Origin of the sequence: Cellvibrio sp. KY-YJ-3 (assembly GCF_008806955.1) — a bacterium.
Classification (GTDB): domain Bacteria; phylum Pseudomonadota; class Gammaproteobacteria; order Pseudomonadales; family Cellvibrionaceae; genus Cellvibrio.
The window spans coordinates 2,469,405-2,487,545 of record NZ_CP031727.1; the positions used below are offsets into that span (position 1 = coordinate 2,469,405).

General features: G+C 50.5%; 8 protein-coding genes. All 8 read left to right on the forward strand.

The features are described from left to right. Positions 1-14: 14 nt before the first annotated feature. Positions 15-1,388 (forward strand): DEAD/DEAH box helicase, encoded by a 1,374-nt coding sequence (locus tag D0B88_RS10480; protein WP_151057015.1) that lies wholly within the window; start codon positions 15-17, stop codon positions 1,386-1,388. Positions 1,389-1,783: 395 nt separating this feature from the next. Then, entirely contained in the window at positions 1,784-2,590 is an 807-nt protein-coding gene (locus tag D0B88_RS10485) for a PhoH family protein (protein WP_040392210.1), read from the forward strand. A gap of 183 nt (positions 2,591-2,773) precedes the next feature. Beyond that, positions 2,774-3,586: a putative RNA methyltransferase gene (locus tag D0B88_RS10490; protein ID WP_225318325.1), complete on the forward strand. Its 813-nt coding sequence runs from the start codon at positions 2,774-2,776 to the stop codon at positions 3,584-3,586. 116 nt (positions 3,587-3,702) lie between these two features. Beyond that, positions 3,703-5,490, forward strand: a complete 1,788-nt coding sequence (locus D0B88_RS10495) for a TolC family outer membrane protein (protein WP_225318326.1) — start codon at positions 3,703-3,705, stop codon at positions 5,488-5,490. A 102-nt stretch (positions 5,491-5,592) separates the two neighbouring features. After that, entirely contained in the window at positions 5,593-7,758 is a 2,166-nt protein-coding gene (locus D0B88_RS10500; RefSeq protein ID WP_191966413.1) for a type I secretion system permease/ATPase, read from the forward strand. Next, positions 7,758-9,197, forward strand: a complete 1,440-nt coding sequence (locus D0B88_RS10505) for an HlyD family type I secretion periplasmic adaptor subunit (protein ID WP_151057017.1) — start codon at positions 7,758-7,760, stop codon at positions 9,195-9,197. Before D0B88_RS10500 ends, D0B88_RS10505 begins: the two co-directional genes overlap by 1 nt. Next, positions 9,197-9,790 carry a response regulator transcription factor gene (locus D0B88_RS19240; protein ID WP_304487078.1) on the forward strand — a complete coding sequence of 198 codons (594 nt, stop codon included), beginning with the start codon at positions 9,197-9,199 and terminating at the stop codon, positions 9,788-9,790. Before D0B88_RS10505 ends, D0B88_RS19240 begins: the two co-directional genes overlap by 1 nt. Before the next feature lie 156 nt (positions 9,791-9,946). Further along, positions 9,947-18,031, forward strand: a complete 8,085-nt coding sequence (locus D0B88_RS10515; RefSeq protein ID WP_191966414.1) for a retention module-containing protein — start codon at positions 9,947-9,949, stop codon at positions 18,029-18,031. The last annotated feature ends 110 nt before the right edge of the window (positions 18,032-18,141 follow it).

Here is an 18,141-nt window from a genome sequence, read left to right on the forward strand (position 1 = left end):
TTTCGAGGTTCTTGATGACTCAGCCCGGTTTCCACGATCTGATTAGTGATACCCAGTTGCGTAAAGCGATTGACGTTTTGGGCTACGAAGCCCCAACGCCAGTCCAGTTGGCGGCGATTCCCGCTGCGACCGCCGGTAAAAATCTGATTGTGAGTTCCAAAACCGGCAGTGGCAAAACAGCCGCCTTTTTATTGCCTGCAATTCAGGCGATGTTAGCGCGCCCTTCCTCCAATCCCAGTTCAACCCGGATGCTGATTCTGACTCCCACGCGTGAGCTGGCACGGCAGATTGTTAAAAACGCAGAGCAGATTCTGAAATTCACCAGCTTTAAAGTTGGCATGGTGTGCGGTGGTGAAGAGCTGAAATATCAAAAGGCGATGTTGCGCAAGAACCCGGAAATTATCGTCGGCACGCCTGGCCGTTTGGGGGAGCATATTTCCCATAAGTCGACCGAATTTTCCGGCTTGGAATTCTTAGTGTTGGATGAAGCAGATCGCATGCTCGATATGGGGTTGAGCGATGATGTATTAAAAATCACCAATACCTGCAGCACCGAACGCCAAACCTTGTTGTTCTCGGCCACCATGGAACAGAAAGGTTTGCGTCATCTTATTAAGCAAGTGATTTTGGGTGAAGCGGAAGAGATTTATATTGACGAAAAGCCCAACGCTATCACCCAGCAGATGTTGATTGCCGATGAATTCAAGCATAAAGAAAAGCTGCTTTTGGCGCTGCTGCAAAAAGCGGATTTTGAAAAGGCGATTATTTTTACCAATACCAAAGCGCGCGCTACACAATTGGATAATTTTTTACGCTACAACAAATTCCGTGTGGGTGCGTTGCATGGCGATATTACCCAGGATCAGCGCAAAATTACCCTCGACCACTTCCGCCAGGGGCGCACCAGTATTTTAGTGGCGACCGATGTAGCGGCGCGCGGGCTGGATATTCCCGGTGTTGAGTTGGTAGTGAACGTTGATATGGCCTATTCAGGCGATGAGTATCTGCATCGTATTGGTCGTACCGGGCGCGCCGATAAAGAGGGTAGGGCTGTTTCTCTGGTGGACGCCAAAGAGTGGAATCTCACCAAGAGTATTGAGCGTTACCTGGGCGTGACCTTTGAGGTGATTAGCATTCCTGGTTTGAAGGGTAAGTATCAAGGGCCGGATAAAACCAAGTCTTCCGGTAAATCAGTTGGCTCTAAAAAGAAAACCACTAGTAAAGATAAAAAACCCGAGAGCAAACCTAAGGTCAAGGTGCGTGATCGCGATCAGAAAAATATTGGCAAACGACGTGTGCCAAGTGCGGTGCATAACGAGCCATTGGTTGATGGGTTTGCTCCACCCAAAAAGAAAGTGGCCAAACAAATCGATGACAGTGATGAATAAACCGGGAATTGAGCGCTGATAATAAATTATCAGGCGTTCAATTTTATTTTAAAGAAGTGATTGATCTTTTCTACAATAAGATTAATATCAAAGTCACAAGGGTGAAAAAGTAAGTAGCTCTTGTGTGCGTTACAAGTTACGCATCAAAAATTCACTGGCTTTGCCAGCGTAGTCTATCTGTCACACGTTTTTGCTTTACTCAGTTTGTTTTATTGTTTTGAAGTAGCGATTTGTAGTCGATCCTGTTTATCTTGATCTTTTTAAGTCGGTATTCGTAAACCAGTAACAAGGGGGGTAATAACATCATTCCACAGCAAGTTTTTTATCCGGGGTAAAATCGATCACGAAGCTGTTGTCAGTTTTCGTGTTACTCAAAGGCTGAAGGGGATTTTTTTATGGCAAAAAAAACGCATGCCAGACGTAGTGCGAACCACCATTCTTATGACGATACCAGCTTCTCCGGCTCGCGGCATAAATCGCGAAGGAATCAACGAAGTGATGACAATATCGTCGAAATAAAGTCCCGCTCCCAGCAAGTCGAAACCGCTTACTCTCCTCCTCGCTCACCGCAACCACTCCGCGCCAAAACAAAATCCCAGCAGCAATACATCAACGCTATCAACTCACACATGCTGACTTTCGGTATTGGTCCTGCCGGTACCGGTAAAAGTTATTGTGCGGGAGCATTAGCCGCAGAGGCGCTGGAATCGGGCCGGATTGAGCGGATTATTTTAACTCGCCCAGCCGTGGAGTCCGGCGAAAACCTTGGGTTTTTACCGGGCGATCTCGATCAGAAATTCTCGGTTTATATTGATGCCTTCCGCGATATTTTGAATGAGCGCTTGGGTGCGGGTACGGTAGATTATTGCTTGCGACATGGTCGCATAGTGGCAGCACCGCTGGCGTTTATGCGCGGTAAAACCTTTAACAGCAAAACCTTTGTCATTCTCGATGAGGCACAAAATACCACGCCTGCGCAAATGAAAATGTTTTTAACGCGTATCGGTGAGGATTGTAAGGTGGTTATTAATGGCGATATTTTGCAGAGCGATATTCGCGGCCCCAATGGTTTGGCTGACGCCGTAGAGCGCTTGAAAGGCTTGCCTAATGTGTATCTGCATGAGTTTGAGCGTGAAGATATTGTGCGCAGTGGTTTAGTGCGCGACATTATTGATCGCTACGAAATACCTGACGAAAATTAACTTTGCTGAATACCGCATCTTCTTAAACAGGATGCGGTATTTTTCGTGGTTCTTGCGTGACTTGCTTATTGAAGAGTGAGTCGGCATTCTGCGCGTTTGTATTCCCCTCTATTTATTATCAGATGACTACTCATTTATTGATTGGTCGATGTTTCGATCATCAATACTCATTGAATTTCGCCTATGAATGCTTTGTCCTGTCCACTTTGCCGTCTACCCTTGGTCGTGAATAGCCAAGGAGTAGGGTGTGAAAAACATCATCAATTTGATCGTGCTAAAGAAGGTTATTTCAATTTATTGCCGGTACAGCACAAGCATTCGCTGGAGCCGGGTGATGCAAAAATACAGTTGCAGGCGCGGCGACAATTTTTGCAGGCAGGATTTTTTGAGCCGCTCAAAACCCATTTGCAAATGCTATTACCCCGGTCTACCAAAAACCTGTTGGATATAGGTTGCGGTGAAGGCTATTTCACCGGCGCTTTTGCAGAGGCATTGCCTGCAGCAAGCATCTATGGTGTGGATATTGCCAAAGCGGGCGTAAGGCTTGCCGCCAAAGCAGCCAAATCGGTTGGGCTGGATTCTCGGTTGGTGTATAGCGTTGCCTCCAGTTTTGACTTGCCGGTGGCAGATGGATCTATGGATGTGATTACCCGCATTTACGCACCGAGTAAGGATGCAGAGTTATATCGTGTAATGGCATCAAACGGTCTGTTGGTTATAGTGGCTCCCGGTGAACAACATTTGCTTGGGTTGCGCCGCCGTATTTACCGCGAAGTGCGTCCGCATCAGTGCACACCGGTTCCAGAGGGATTTCGACTCATCGATCGACAACAAGTCCAGGCTGGGTTGGTGATAGAGCCGCCGGAATTGCGCGCAGCACTACTGGATATGACGCCCTTTGCGTGGCGCTTATCCCCGGAATTAAAGGCGGATATTGTGCGGGAAGTGTTTACCGATCAATTGGATTTTACTATTTCGATTTATAACAAAATATGATTAGATTTTTGCTATCAATAGCATTACCTTTGGTTTCTGGCTTTTTTGTGATCTAAATCCCATATTTTATACAGTTCTATAAGCATCGCTCTTGCGATAAACGACGGAAATTTTTCATGACGCTCCTTTTTTCCGGACATCTGTCCCGCGTAGTTCAATCATTCTTGTTGATGTCAGTTTCACTGGTTTCTACTCAACTTAACGCGCAGGAAGCTCCAAATACTGTTAAGGATGTGGCACTGCAGGCGCTGGAGACCAACCCGGAAGTACAAGCAGCCTGGCATGAATTTAAAGCGGCAGCGCAGGACGTGAGAGTCGCCCGCGGCGGTTATTTACCGACCGTAGATATAGGCGCATCTGCAGGAAAGAGCAATCGCGATTACGACGGTCGTGGCGTTTACAACACGGCACAGGGGCAAATTACCCTTAGCCAAATGTTATTCGATGGTTTTAGTACCTCGGGGCAGGTTGAGCGTTTTGATAATGCGCGCCTCGTGCGCTACTACGAATTGCTTAACGTTGTCGAATTGACAGCGCTGGAAGCAGTACGGGCGTTTGAAGATGTAAAACGCAATCGCGAATTGGTGGAGTTGGCGCGTTCCAACTATGCCAAACACCGCGATGTATTTGCCCAGATTGAAGAGCGCGCCGTTTCTGGTGTTGGTCGTCGTGTGGATTTGGAACAGGTCGCTGGTCGCTTGGCGCTGGCCGAATCCAATTTGTTGACCGAGGCCGCTAACCTGCATGATGTAACCGCCCGTTACCTGCGGGTAGTGGGTCAATTGCCTGCGGAAGACTTAATGCCCACCCAACTGGCCGAGCAAAAACTGCCCGACTCTATTCGCGCGGCGCTGACCATGGCGTATCAAGGCAATCCGGGTTTCCATGCGGCGATTAAAAATATCAGTGTGGCACAGGCAGCGGTCAAAGTGGATCGTGCCGGTTACTACCCCAAAGCGGAACTGCGTGCACGTCAGGTTACTAGTCGCAATCAAAATGGTTTTGATAACCGCGTTGATCCGAACAGTTTCGGCGATGAAAGCGCAGTTGAATTAGCGATTACCTACAACCTTTACAGCGGTGGTTCTAATCGTGCTGCCGTGCGTCGTTCATTGGAATTGGTAAATCAGGCCAAGGATTTACGCGATCAAGCTTGTATCGATTTACGTCAAGACACGCAAATTGCCTATAACGATTCGCTGCGTTTACGTGAGCAATTAATCTCCCTGGAGCAGCATCGTCTTTCCAGTGATAAGGTGCGCAGCGCCTACGCGGAGCAATTTAATATTGGTCAACGCACCTTGTTGGATGTGTTGGATGCCGAGAACGAATATTTCCAGGCCAGCCGTGCCTTGGTGATTGCGCAGGTGGATTTGGAGTTGGCCTATGCGCGCTCACTCGCGGCTATGGGGAGCCTGTTGCCAGCGCTCGGTATAGTGCGTGACGGTTTGGGTATTTTGCATGACACCCGCGTGGAGGATTCACTAAAAATTTCCGAGTCCGCCTGCCCCGCAGAAGCCCCGGTCGCAATGAGCCGTGACGATTTAATCAGTCAGCTGACCCCTTTGAGTGGCGATACGCTGTTTGATCTTGGCAGCTCTGAGCTCAAAGCCGGTTCATCAGTAACTTTGGATCAACTCATTGCCAGCATCAAAGCAACGCCTGGTGTTGTGCAAATTGCGATAGAAGGCCACAGCGATAGTAGTGGTACCGACGAATTAAATATCCCGCTTTCCAAAGCCCGTGCACAACGTGTGCGCGATTATTTTGTGTTGAATGGCTTGGAAACTATTCCTATGTCAGTTGATGGTTATGGCGCGTCGCGCCCGGTAGCAGACAACAATACCGATGCCGGAAAAGCCGCCAACCGTCGTGTTGATATCACCGTGACACGCAAACAATAAAAACGCCTGCTGGTCTATGCAATCATTTGCTAGGCTTGAGCGAATAGGGCGGCTTGTGTAAACAGCCGCTCGCGTTGTTCGATTTTATGTCCCGGAGCCCCAATGACCCTTGATGTTCAACTCCCCCCGGATACTGCGAGCGTACCAGCGGGCCCTTTGGTTGACTGTTTGTTATTGGTGGCACGTGCACACCACATCAGCTGTACGCGTGAATCCCTCCTGGCGGGCTTGCCGCTGGATAAGTCCGGTCTGACACCATCCTTGTTTGCACGCGCCGCCAAACGTGCTGGCTTAACCAGCAAGTTGGTGGCGCGCTCACTCCCTGAGTTAAATAGCGCGTTATTTCCTGCGATTTTACTGCTCAATAATAATCAGGCGTGCCTGTTGCTCGAATTGAGTGAAACGGGTGCGCGGGTGATTTATCCAGAGTTGGGCGAGGCGGTTGTTGAGCTGGGGCTCGATGACTTGGCCGGGAATTACACAGGGCGCGCTATTTACGTGCGCCCGCAAGAGCGCTTTGATGCACGCGCCGCTGATATCAGCAAAAACAGCGCACACAAACATAAAGGGGCGCACTGGTTTTGGAGTGTGATTAGCGAGTACAAATATCTCTACCGCGATGTCTTGCTCACTGCGCTGCTAATCAATTTTTTTGCGCTGGTTTCCCCATTGTTTGTGATGAATGTGTACGACCGTGTGGTGCCCAATCACGCGACGGATACGCTCTGGGTGTTATCAGCCGGCATGTTGATTGCGATCAGCGCTGATTTTGTATTGCGCATGATGCGCGCCTGGTTTGTGGATCTCGCCGCGAGCCGGGTGGATGTTACCTTGTCGGCGACAATTATGGAGCACGTGCTGGGCATGAAGTTGTCCGAGCGCCCGGCATCGGTCGGTTCGTTTGCTGCTGGCTTGCAGTCGTTTGAATCCATCCGCAATTTTATTTCTTCCGCCACCATTTTGGCCTTGGTGGATTTACCTTTCGTTTTGTTATTTTTATTGGTGGTGTTGTTAATTTCATGGCCGCTGATATTACCTATTGTGGTGGGTGTATTGCTGGTGATTATTTACACCGCTGCCGTGCAGAAAAAAATGCAAATACTCACCGAAAATTCCATGCAAGCATCGGCGCAACGCAATGCAACTTTGGTGGAAAGTTTGTCGGGTTTGGAAACCATAAAAACCTTGGGCGCAGAAGGGCGTATGCAGGTGATTTGGGAAAAATCCACACTGGTGTTATCGCGCGTGGGGGTGAAAATGCGCTTGCTGTCCGGTTCGGTGGGCAGCAGTACTCTATGGATTCAACAAGCAGTATCTGTCGTTATTATTATTGTCGGTGTATATCAAATTATTGAAGGCAACCTCTCGCAAGGTGGTTTGATTGCAGCCTATATGCTCGCGTCGCGCATCATGGCGCCGGTGGGGCAAACGGCCGGCTTGCTGATGCAATATCACAGTGCCGCGACCGCTTTAACGGCCTTAAATGAAATCATGGAAAAACCGGTTGAGCGACCATTGGATACGCAGTGGATCAGTCGCCCGCGGTTGCAAGGTGCGATTGAATTTAAAAAAGTGGCATTCAATTATCCGCAAGATGAACGCGAGGTACTGCGCGATGTCTCGTTCAAAATTAATGCCGGGGAGCATGTGGCGATTTTGGGGCGCAATGGTTCCGGTAAAACCACACTGGAAAAATTAATTGCCGGATTGTATGCGCCGAGTGCGGGGACTTTGTTGATTGATGGCATCGATATTCGCCAGCTCGACCCCGCCGAATTGCGCCGCAATATTGGTTATGTATCCCAGGATGTAAATTTATTTTTTGGCAATTTGCGTGAAAATATTGCCATGGGTGCACCTCATGCCAGTGATGAAGCTATTTTAGAAGCGGTGCGTTTGAGCGGGTTGACCGACTTTGTCAATCAGCACCCTATGGGCTTGGCCATGCCGGTGGGTGAACACGGTCAGTTATTATCTGGTGGGCAACGTCAGTCGGTGAGCATTGCCCGTGCTTTATTAAACGATGCGCCCATTTTATTAATGGATGAACCCACCGGCGCTATGGATCACACCAGCGAAGAAGAATTTAAGCGCAACCTGCTGCAATTTGCTGCGCACAAAACCTTAATTGTAATTACCCATCGCACCTCGCTGCTGGAATTAGCGAATCGCATTATTGTGATTGATGCGGGAAAAATTGTTGCCGATGGTCCTAAAGAGCAAGTCGTGGAAGCGCTGCGCCAAGGCAGAATCGGGAGGGCGTCGTAATGAGCCAACCGACAACTGTGACGCCGGTTTCGCGCGATAAAATGTTATTCGAAAAAGTGGGGCACTGGTTGGATAAATTAGGTTTACCAGCAAGCCGGTTTATCGACAAACTCTACTCCCGTTGGCTCGATCCATTGCACGAGCAGCCGAAAGATTGGGTAACAGATTCCGATTGGGCGCGGCTGCAGCAAGAACCGATAAAAGCGCGCGCATTGTTGCGTGTGATTGCGCTCATTATTTTTCTGTTGTTGCTTTGGGCTGCCTTTGCGCCGCTGGATGAAGTGGCGCGCGGTGAAGGTAAAGTTATTCCCTCGTCGCAACTACAGGTGATTCAATCCTTTGACGGTGGTGTAGTGCAGGAAGTGTTGGTGCGTGAAGGGCAGGTGGTTGAGAAAGGCGATTTATTATTGCGTATTGATCCAACCCGTTTCATTTCAACCTTCCGTGAAAATCGTGCGGAGTTTTTATCGCTGCAAGCACGCGCGGCGCGTTTGCAAGCATTGACCTCCAATACTCCGCTAGTGTTTCCCGATGATTTGTTGACAGACGCACCGGATATTGTGAATCACGAACGCAGTTTGTATGAATCCAATCGCAAGGAATTGGATGAGCAACTTGCGATTGCGCGCAGCCAATTGGATCAGCGCTCGGAAGAATTAAACGAGGTGCGCGCAAAGCTGACGCAAGTGACTCGCGCGTTGGAATTATCCACACAAGAATTGAATGTTACGAAACCGCTGCTGGCGAGCGGTGCTATTTCCGAAGTGGAAATTTTGCGTTTGGAAGGTGAAGTTTCCATGGCGCGCGGCGAACGTGAACAGGCGCTATCGCAAGAGTCCCGTTTATTGCTGGCGGTGGAAGAATCGCGCGGTAAATTGCGTGAAACAGAATTATTAGCCAGTAATAAATGGCGCAACGAATTATCGGAAGTGTTGAGCAAAATTGCTTCCTTATCGGAGTCTAGCACTGGCCTTGCCGATAAAATTAAATACGCGGAAATCCGCTCTCCCGTGCGCGGTACGGTGCAACGGGTATTTACCAATACGGTTGGTGGTGTAGTGCAACCGGGGCGTGAAGTGATCGAGATGGTACCGCTGGATGACCAGCTCATCGTAGAGGCAAAAGTATCACCCAAAGATATTGCTTTTTTGTACCCAGGGCAGGAAGCGATTGTTAAATTCACCGCTTACGATTTTGTGGTTTACGGTGGCCTGCGTGGCAAAGTGGAGCACATCAGCCCGGATACTATTACCGATGAAAAAGAGCGCACGTTTTATATTGTGCGTGTGCGCACTGAGCGCGCAGGTTTTGACCCTACCTTGCCGATTATGCCCGGCATGATGACGCAGGTAGATATTCTTACTGGCAAGAAAACGGTGTTGGCTTATTTGCTCAAACCGGTTTTACGCGCCCAACAAAATGCGATGACGGAACGATAATGCATCAGTTGTTTGTTGCTCCTGCCCACATACGTTCGCCGCACTGGTTGCAGGCATTTCCCCATGCGCAGATTGTTGATGATTTGGCCGGGGTTGATGCACGCGGTTTGGTGTGGTTACTGTTGGGTGGTATGCAAAGTTTTGCACAGATACACACACTGAATGCGGAGGGTTTTAAAGTTATCGCCATGACCGCGATAGAACAAACGGCTGAAGCGCGCAAAGCGCTGGAAGCGGGTGCCAGTGGTTATGTGCATTATTTAGCTGTGCCTTCGGTGCTGGAGCAAATCGCCCAATCGGTCGCGGTGGGTGGCGTGTGGATGGGTGCTGATTTGATGCGCCAATTGATCTTGGGCGCACAACGTTTAGCACCTATTGTTGCGCTGCCCAGTGCCGATTTGAATTTACTGACTGGCCGCGAGCGTGCCGTGGCCGAGTTGGTGGCGGCAGGAAAAACCAATAAAGAAGTTGCGCGTGAACTGGATATTACCGAGCGCACCGTAAAAGCACATTTGGGCGCCAGTTTTGAAAAGCTGGGTGTTCGCGACCGCCTGCAATTGGCGTTGGCCTTCTCCAGCAACGCTAAAGCCTGATTTAGCCCTCCTTTTCCTTCCTTATTCCAAAACGGTATCTAAAAAAATACTGTTTATTGTCCTTTAGTCCAATGGCGTTAATTTCAACTGTCGCTAAACTCCGCATATCACCAGTATTTTGTGATCTGGTTCACTTTTATGGATTCGGAGTTAAGTATGAGCAATGCCGTTGCCACTGTAGCCTTTCTTCAAGGACAAGCCTGGGCCAAGTCACCCGATGGTAGCCTCCGCCCCTTAACCGTGGGTGCTGTACTTAACGACAATGAAATTCTGGTAACGGCGGAGGGCGCGCGCGTTGAGTTGGATATTGGCGGTGTAGAAGCACTGGTAATCAACGGTGGGCAGGAAGTCGCCATGAGCCGCGACATGAACCCGCAAAGCGCGACATCGGCCGATGAAGCTTTACTTGACGACGCCAGCGTGCAACAAGTTTTGGCTGCTTTGGAACAAGAAGGCGACTTGCTTGAGGAGTTGGAAGAAACGGCTGCAGGCGACAACTCTGCCACCGGTGGTGGCTCCAACAGCTTTGTACGCTTGGATCGAATTGCTGAAGCAACTAATGACCAGGATTTTGATTATGGGATTTCGGGTCAAGCTGAAATAGCTCAGGTCGTTACTGATGGCGAGTATGTTAATCGTGCTCCACAAATTGCAGATCAGCTCTTCAGCACAGACGAAGACACGCTACTGACCGGCCAAATTATTGCCACAGACGTAGAAGGTGATCTGTTGACCTATACGCTTGCGACTCCGCCTGCCAATGGCACCCTGCAATTAGATCCTGTCACCGGCCAATTTACCTTTACTCCCAACGCGAATTACAACGGTGCAGATAGTTTTGTCGTCACCGTGACCGACAGTAGTGGCAACAGCAGCACGGCGACTATTTCATTGAATATCGCACCCGTTAACGATGCTCCCGTATCTGCCGATCAGACGCTCACTGTGGATGAAGATACCCAGCTTAGTGGTCAAATCGTCGCCAGTGATATAGAAGGCGACGCATTGTCCTATACGGTTACGACCAACCCGTTGAACGGTGCCCTGACCCTGAATCCTGCCACCGGCAGTTTTATCTACACCCCGAATGCGAACTACAACGGCAGCGATTCGTTTGTGGTGACCATCAGTGATGGTAATGGTGGAACGACTACGAGCACCGTGACTATCGGTGTAACTCCGGTTAACGACGCACCGACTGCTAGCGACTTAAGCTTGACCACCAACGAAGATCTAGCGGTTCCCGGTCAAATCGCCGCGAGCGATCTTGATGGCGATACTTTGGCTTACGCCGTTTCCGGTTTGCCCACCAATGGTTCGGTAACACTGAATCCCGCTACTGGCAGTTTTATCTACACCCCGAATGCGAACTACAACGGCAGCGATTCGTTTGTCGTGACCATCAGTGATGGCAATGGTGGAACGACGACCAGTACTGTGACGATTGGCGTTACTCCACAAAATGATGCGCCAACTGCCAGCAACCTGAACCTGACTACCAACGAAGATGTCGCTGTTCCCGGTCAAATTGTGGCGAGCGATCTTGATGGCGATACTTTGGCTTACGCCGTTACCGGTGTGCCGACTAACGGTGTTGTAACGCTGAATCCCGCTACCGGCAGTTTCGTCTACACCCCGAACACTAACTACAACGGCAGCGATTCGTTTGTAGTGACCATCAGTGATGGCAACGGTGGAACGACTACGAGCACCGTGACTATCGGTGTAACTCCGGTTAACGACGCACCGACTGCTAGCGACTTGAGCTTGACCACCAACGAAGATGTCGCGGTTCCCGGCCAAATTGTGGCAAGCGATCTTGATGGCGACACACTGGCTTACGCCGTTTCCGGCGCGCCGACTAACGGTGTGGTAACGCTGAATCCTGCCACCGGCAGTTTCGTCTACACCCCGAACACTAACTACAACGGCAGCGATTCGTTTGTGGTAACCATCAGTGATGGCAATGGTGGAACGACGACCAGTACTGTGACGATTGGCGTTACTCCACAAAATGATGCGCCAACTGCCAGCAATCTGAACCTGACTACCAACGAAGATGTCGCCGTTCCTGGGCAAATCATCGCGAGCGATCTTGATGGCGATACTTTGGCCTACGCCGTTTCCGGCGTGCCGACTAACGGTGTGGTAACACTGAATCCTGCCACCGGCAGTTTCATCTACACCCCGAATGCCAACTACAACGGCAGCGATTCGTTTGTGGTGACCATCAGTGATGGCAATGGCGGAACGACTACGAGCACCGTGACTATCGGTGTAACTCCGGTTAACGACGCACCGACTGCTGGCGACTTGAGCTTGACCACCAACGAAGATGTCGCGGTTCCCGGTCAAATCGTCGCGAGCGATCTTGATGGCGATACTTTGGCTTACGCCGTTTCCGGTTTGCCCACCAATGGTTCGGTAACACTGAATCCCGCTACTGGCAGTTTTATCTACACCCCGAATGCGAACTACAACGGCAGCGATTCGTTTGTCGTGACCATCAGTGATGGCAATGGTGGAACGACGACCAGCACCGTAACGATTGGTGTAACTCCACAAAATGATGCGCCAACTGCCAGCAATCTGAACCTGACTACCAACGAAGATGTCGCGGTTCCTGGGCAAATCGTGGCGAGCGATCTTGATGGCGATACTTTGGCTTACGCCGTTTCCGGCGTACCGACTAACGGTGTGGTAACGCTGAATCCCGCCACTGGCAGTTTCATCTACACCCCGAATGCGAACTACAACGGCAGCGATTCGTTTGTAGTGACCATCAGTGATGGCAATGGTGGAACGACGACCAGCACCGTAACGATTGGTGTAACTCCACAAAATGATGCGCCAACTGCCAGCAATCTGAACCTGACTACCAACGAAGATGTCGCGGTTCCTGGGCAAATCGTGGCGAGCGATCTTGATGGCGATACTTTGGCTTACGCCATTTCCGGTTTGCCCGCCAACGGTTCGGTAACACTGAATCCTGCTACCGGCAGTTTTATCTACACCCCGAATGCGAACTACAACGGCAGCGATTCGTTTGTAGTGACCATCAGTGATGGCAATGGTGGAACGACGACCAGCACTGTGATGATTGGCGTTACTCCACAAAATGATGCGCCAACTGCCAGCAATCTGAACCTGACTACCAACGAAGATGTGGCTATTAGCAGTAGTATTAGTGCTATCGACACCGACGGTGACAGCCTTTCTTATTCAGTAACTGGCAACCCGTTACACGGTTTGGTTGTTCTGAATCCTGTCACCGGAACATTCACCTATACACCCAATATTAACTACAACGGCAGTGATTCGTTTGTGGTGACCATCAGTGATGGCAATGGCGGAACGACTACGAGCACCGTGACTATCGGTGTAAATCCGCTCAACGATGCGCCAGTCACCGTTGCTGACAGTATCACTGTCAATGAAGGCGGCACTGCAACGCTGCTAGAGTCGGGTGCCAGCAGTGTATTGGCTAACGATTCGGATGCTGAAAACAGCCCGCTGTCGGCGATCCTCGTGTCCGGGCCCGCGCACGGCACTCTGACGTTGAGCGCGAACGGTACCTTTAGCTACACCCACAACGGCAGCGAAACCACCAGCGACAGCTTTACCTACCGCGCTAACGATGGCGCCAGCAATGGCAATATTGTTACGGTACAAATCGCGATTACCCCGGTTAATGATGCCCCTACCGCGGTAAACGATACAGCCAATGTTGACGAAGGTAGTTCAGTCACCGTGGCCGTGCGTACTAACGATTCCGATCCCGAGGGCGGTATTCTGTCGGTGGTATCTGTCAGTCAGGGCGCCAATGGCTCAGTCGTTATCGACGCGGTTACCGGAAATCCGATCTACACCCCGAACGCCGGTTTTTCAGGTAATGACAGCTTCACTTATACCGTTCAAGACCCATTGGGTGCGACCGCCACCGCGACAGTCAATGTAGTGGTCAAAGCCAATGCCCCGAGCGTGCTTGTGCAAGACCTCGATTCAGGCCCTGAAGATAACGATATTACTGGCAATGTGCTCACCAACGACACGGACGCAGATGACACCCTGACAGTTGCAAGCTTTCAGGTCTCCGGATTGGGCAGCTTTACCGCAGGCCAAACGGCGGTCATCGCTGGTGTCGGAAACCTGGTGTTGAATGCCAATGGCTCATATGTGTTCGAGCCAGAGGCTAATTGGCATGGTGCTGTTCCCCAAGTGACCTACACAACCAACACTGGTTCTTCCAGCACCTTGGATATCACCGTTACGCCAGTGAATGATGCTCCCGTTGCTGTGGACGATTTCTATACCATCAATGAAGACGAGGCTTGGAGTATGCCTCTACCGGCTTCGGGTCTGGTCACCAATGACTCCGATCCGGATGGCGATTCATTGCGGGTAGTCATCCTGGAGAATGCTGTTAATGGCACATTGAGTGTTGTTTCAGGAAATCTGGTATTCACGCCGACCGCTGAGTTTAGCGGCACAGCGAGCTTTGATTACCGCATCACCGACGACAAGGGTGGAGTGGATAAAGGCACTGTGTTTATCAACGTGGTGGCAGTTGATGATCCAACACAGGCGATTGATGACGTCAAAACCGTTGCCGAAGGCAGCAACGCAATTGGAAATGTGTTGACCAATGATGTTGACCCGGACACTACTCCCCAAGTGGCCAGCTTTGTTATCAATGGCACAACCTACAATGCCAATGAATCGGTGAACCTGACTGGGGTGGGTACTTTCACCCTGTTGGCCAATGGCGACTACACCTTTGTACCTGCCGACATTAATTTCAACGGCGCAGTACCCACAGTAACTTACACCACCGATACCGGTGCAAGTGCAGACCTGAACATCACCCTGACGCCAGTCAATGACGCACCTGTGGCGGTAGACGACACCTTTACGATAACTGTGAACACCACGCTGTCGCTGCCTATGCCCTTGTCGATTCTGGTCGCCAATGACACAGATGTGGACAACGATACATTGCGGGTGACTACAGTGACCTCTGAAGCCAACGGCACTCTCCAGGTCGTTGGTGGAAACCTGGTGTTTACGCCTACACCGGGTTTCACAGGCGTTGCCAGTTTTACCTACATAGTGACGGATGATAAAGGTGGAGTTGACTCAGGCAGGGTCAATATCAACGTGGTGGCCGCGCCTAACCAAGCACCTGAAACCAACACACTCAATGTTTCTGGCGATGAGGACACATTGATTACCATCAACCTGGCTGGCAGCGATAGCGATGGTTCGGTCGCGGGCTATGTCATTAAATCTCTGCCAGCGAATGGGCTCCTGTATAGCGACGCGGCTATGACCATCCTGATTGCGGTTGATGATCTGGTAAGCGGGCCGGTCTACTTCAAACCCGATGCTAACTGGAACGGTTCCAGCCAGTTCGACTATGCTGCGCGCGACGATAAGGGCCTGGACGATTCAACCCCTGCCACGGTGAATATTAGTGTTATTGCTGTAGCAGATGCCGCCGTGGTAGGCAGCGGCGCAGGTACTGTGAAAGAAGATACGCCGGCTCAATCTACTGCAGCAGGAGCTCTCTCCATCACAGATCCGGATGTGGGCGAAGAAGGCTTTGAGGTGCAATCCAATACGGCTGGCACCTACGGCAGTTTCTCCATTACCAGCACCGGTGACTGGACTTATAACATCGACAACAGCAAGGCAAACGTCCAACAACTCAAAGAGGGTGAGACCAAAACCGAGACATTCACCGTCAAGAGTATCGACGGCACCACCAGTTCAGTGGTAATTACTGTCACGGGTACTAACGATGGCCCAACGGCAAATGTCGATACCGCCACAGTGGTACAAAATCAGGTACTCACCCTGACGTCAGCCCAGCTTCTGGCCAACGACACAGACCCTGATTCAGACACCCTCAGCATCCAATCTGTGCAAGATCCGGTTAACGGCAGCGTAAGTATTGTGGGCGGCAATGTGGTATTTACCCCCACCGCGGGCTATAGCGGCCCGGCATCCTTTACTTACACCGTTAATGATGGGCAGGGTGGAGCTGCAACGGCGCAGGTTAATATCAATGTGACCGCTGTGAATACACCGCCAGATGCGGTTAACGACAATCCTGTTGGCGGCGGAACGGCTACCGGTTTGCATTCTGAATATTTCGGCTATCGCCAAGGTACCGACGGCTCCAATTTGGCCTCACTGGAACAGGTAAAAGCCTATATTGATGGCCGAGTGCCGAGTGCGACGTTTACCGCCACTACCCTTAATTACAACCCGGGTAATTCATTCGACAGCAACCTGGGTGCTGGCACCAACTTGCAAACCTTCCTGGGTTCCGATGCGGCGAGCTTGAGTACCGATCCTGCAACAACAAGCGATGCGATTATTCGTATGAGCGGTTTTATCGAATTGGATGCAGGTACATACAATTTTCGGGTGTTGGGCGATGACGGTTATCAAATTAAAATTGATGGCGTCACTGTTGCTGAAGTTGCCGCAAACCAAAGCGCCACTACCCGTGTTCACCCGACATTTACCATTGCGACGGGTGGTATTCACACCATCGAGATCGTTTATTGGGATCAGGGTTATTTCGCACGCTTCACTGCAGAGTTGAGTGATGACGGCGGCATGACTTATCAGCCATTCAACAGTTTTAACAGCTACAAAACCGCCAATTTGGTGGCCACAGAGGACACTCCCTTTACCATCACTGCCGCAACCTTGCTCGCGAATGATTCGGATGCAAATAATGATGGTTTAACCTTGCACAGTGTGCAGGGCGCCGTGAATGGTTCTGTGGCTATAGTCGGCGGTAATGTGATTTTTACACCGAACGCTAACTATGTGGGGCCAGCGTCTTTCACCTACACCATTAGTGATGGTCGCGGCGGCTTTGACACCGCCAGCGTCAATCTTGTTGTGTCTCCGGTGAATGATGCGCCGGTCGCCGTTAACGATAATCTCGTTGCCGCGAGTAACTCCACACTCACCATCACCCCAACCAGTTTGCGCGCAAACGACATAGACGTTGATGGTGATATTTTGCAAATTGTCGCGGTTGATAACGCGGTAAATGGCACCGTCAGTATCAATAACGCCGGCAATATTCTGTTTACCCCAACACCAGGCTTTGAAGGTAGTGCAAGTTTTACCTACACCGCACGTGATGCTGATGGTTTGCAAACCAGTGCCACGGCCACAGTGGCGGTAGGCAATGCTAACGCACCATCGGTTGTGGTTAGTAAATCCCTGATCGCTATTGCCCAAGGCACAGGCGGTACTAGCGTGGCATTTCCCATCACCACCAAGTTGGTGGATACCGATGGTTCGGAAACACTGTCGATTCGCATCAGTAATGTCCCCAGCGGATTAACCTTTAACGCAGGCACGAATATGGGTGGCGGCGTATGGCAATTTAGCCCGACCGATTTACCAAATTTGATGCTGAATATTCCCGGCAGCTACACCAGCACCGGAACCAATCTGACAGTACAAGTCATTGCAACGGAAGTGAGCGGCGGGTTTACCGCAAGCACGTCTACTAGTGTTAACTTAAAAGCGAGTTACACCACCGTTGATATCACTACCACCGAATCAGGTAACTACACGGGAGGTTCAGCGAGTGAAAACATTCAGGGTGGTGCAGGCAACAACACCATTAACGCTAATAACGGCAATAACATTATCCATGGTGGCAGCGGCGACGACACCCTGAGTGCGGGTAGTGGTTCAGACATTATTTATGGCGGTACTGGCAACGACACTATTAACGCGGGCAATGGAAATGACCGTATTCACGGTGGTGCGGGTAGCGATACACTTCAAGGCGGTAATGCGGGTGAGAATTTCGCCGATGTCTTTGTCTGGAGTTTGGGTGATCAGGATGCCGCAGGCACTCCAGCCGTGGACACCATTTTGAATTTTGCAACCAATGCAGCCGCTAATAGTGGCACAGGCGGAGATGTATTAGACCTGCGCGATTTATTACAGGGCGAGTCTGTTGGTGCATCAAATAGCGCGGGTAACCTCACGGATTATTTGCATTTTGAAGTAACCGGCGGCAGCACTATTGTGCATATCAGTCACACAGGTGGTTATGCCGGTGGTGGTTTTGATAGCGCACAGACAAGCCAGCAAATTGTATTGAGTGGTGTGGATTTGCAATCGCTTTATAGTGGCGCAACAACTGATCAGCAAATTATTACGCAATTGCTCAACAATAATAAATTGATCACCGACTAAAACCCTGCGCTAAAATCCCGCTAGCGATAGCGGGATTTTTTTGCGGCGCTTCTTTACACCGCCACTTCTTTACACAGCCACTTTTTTAGTGGGTTATTTGTTGCAGGGTT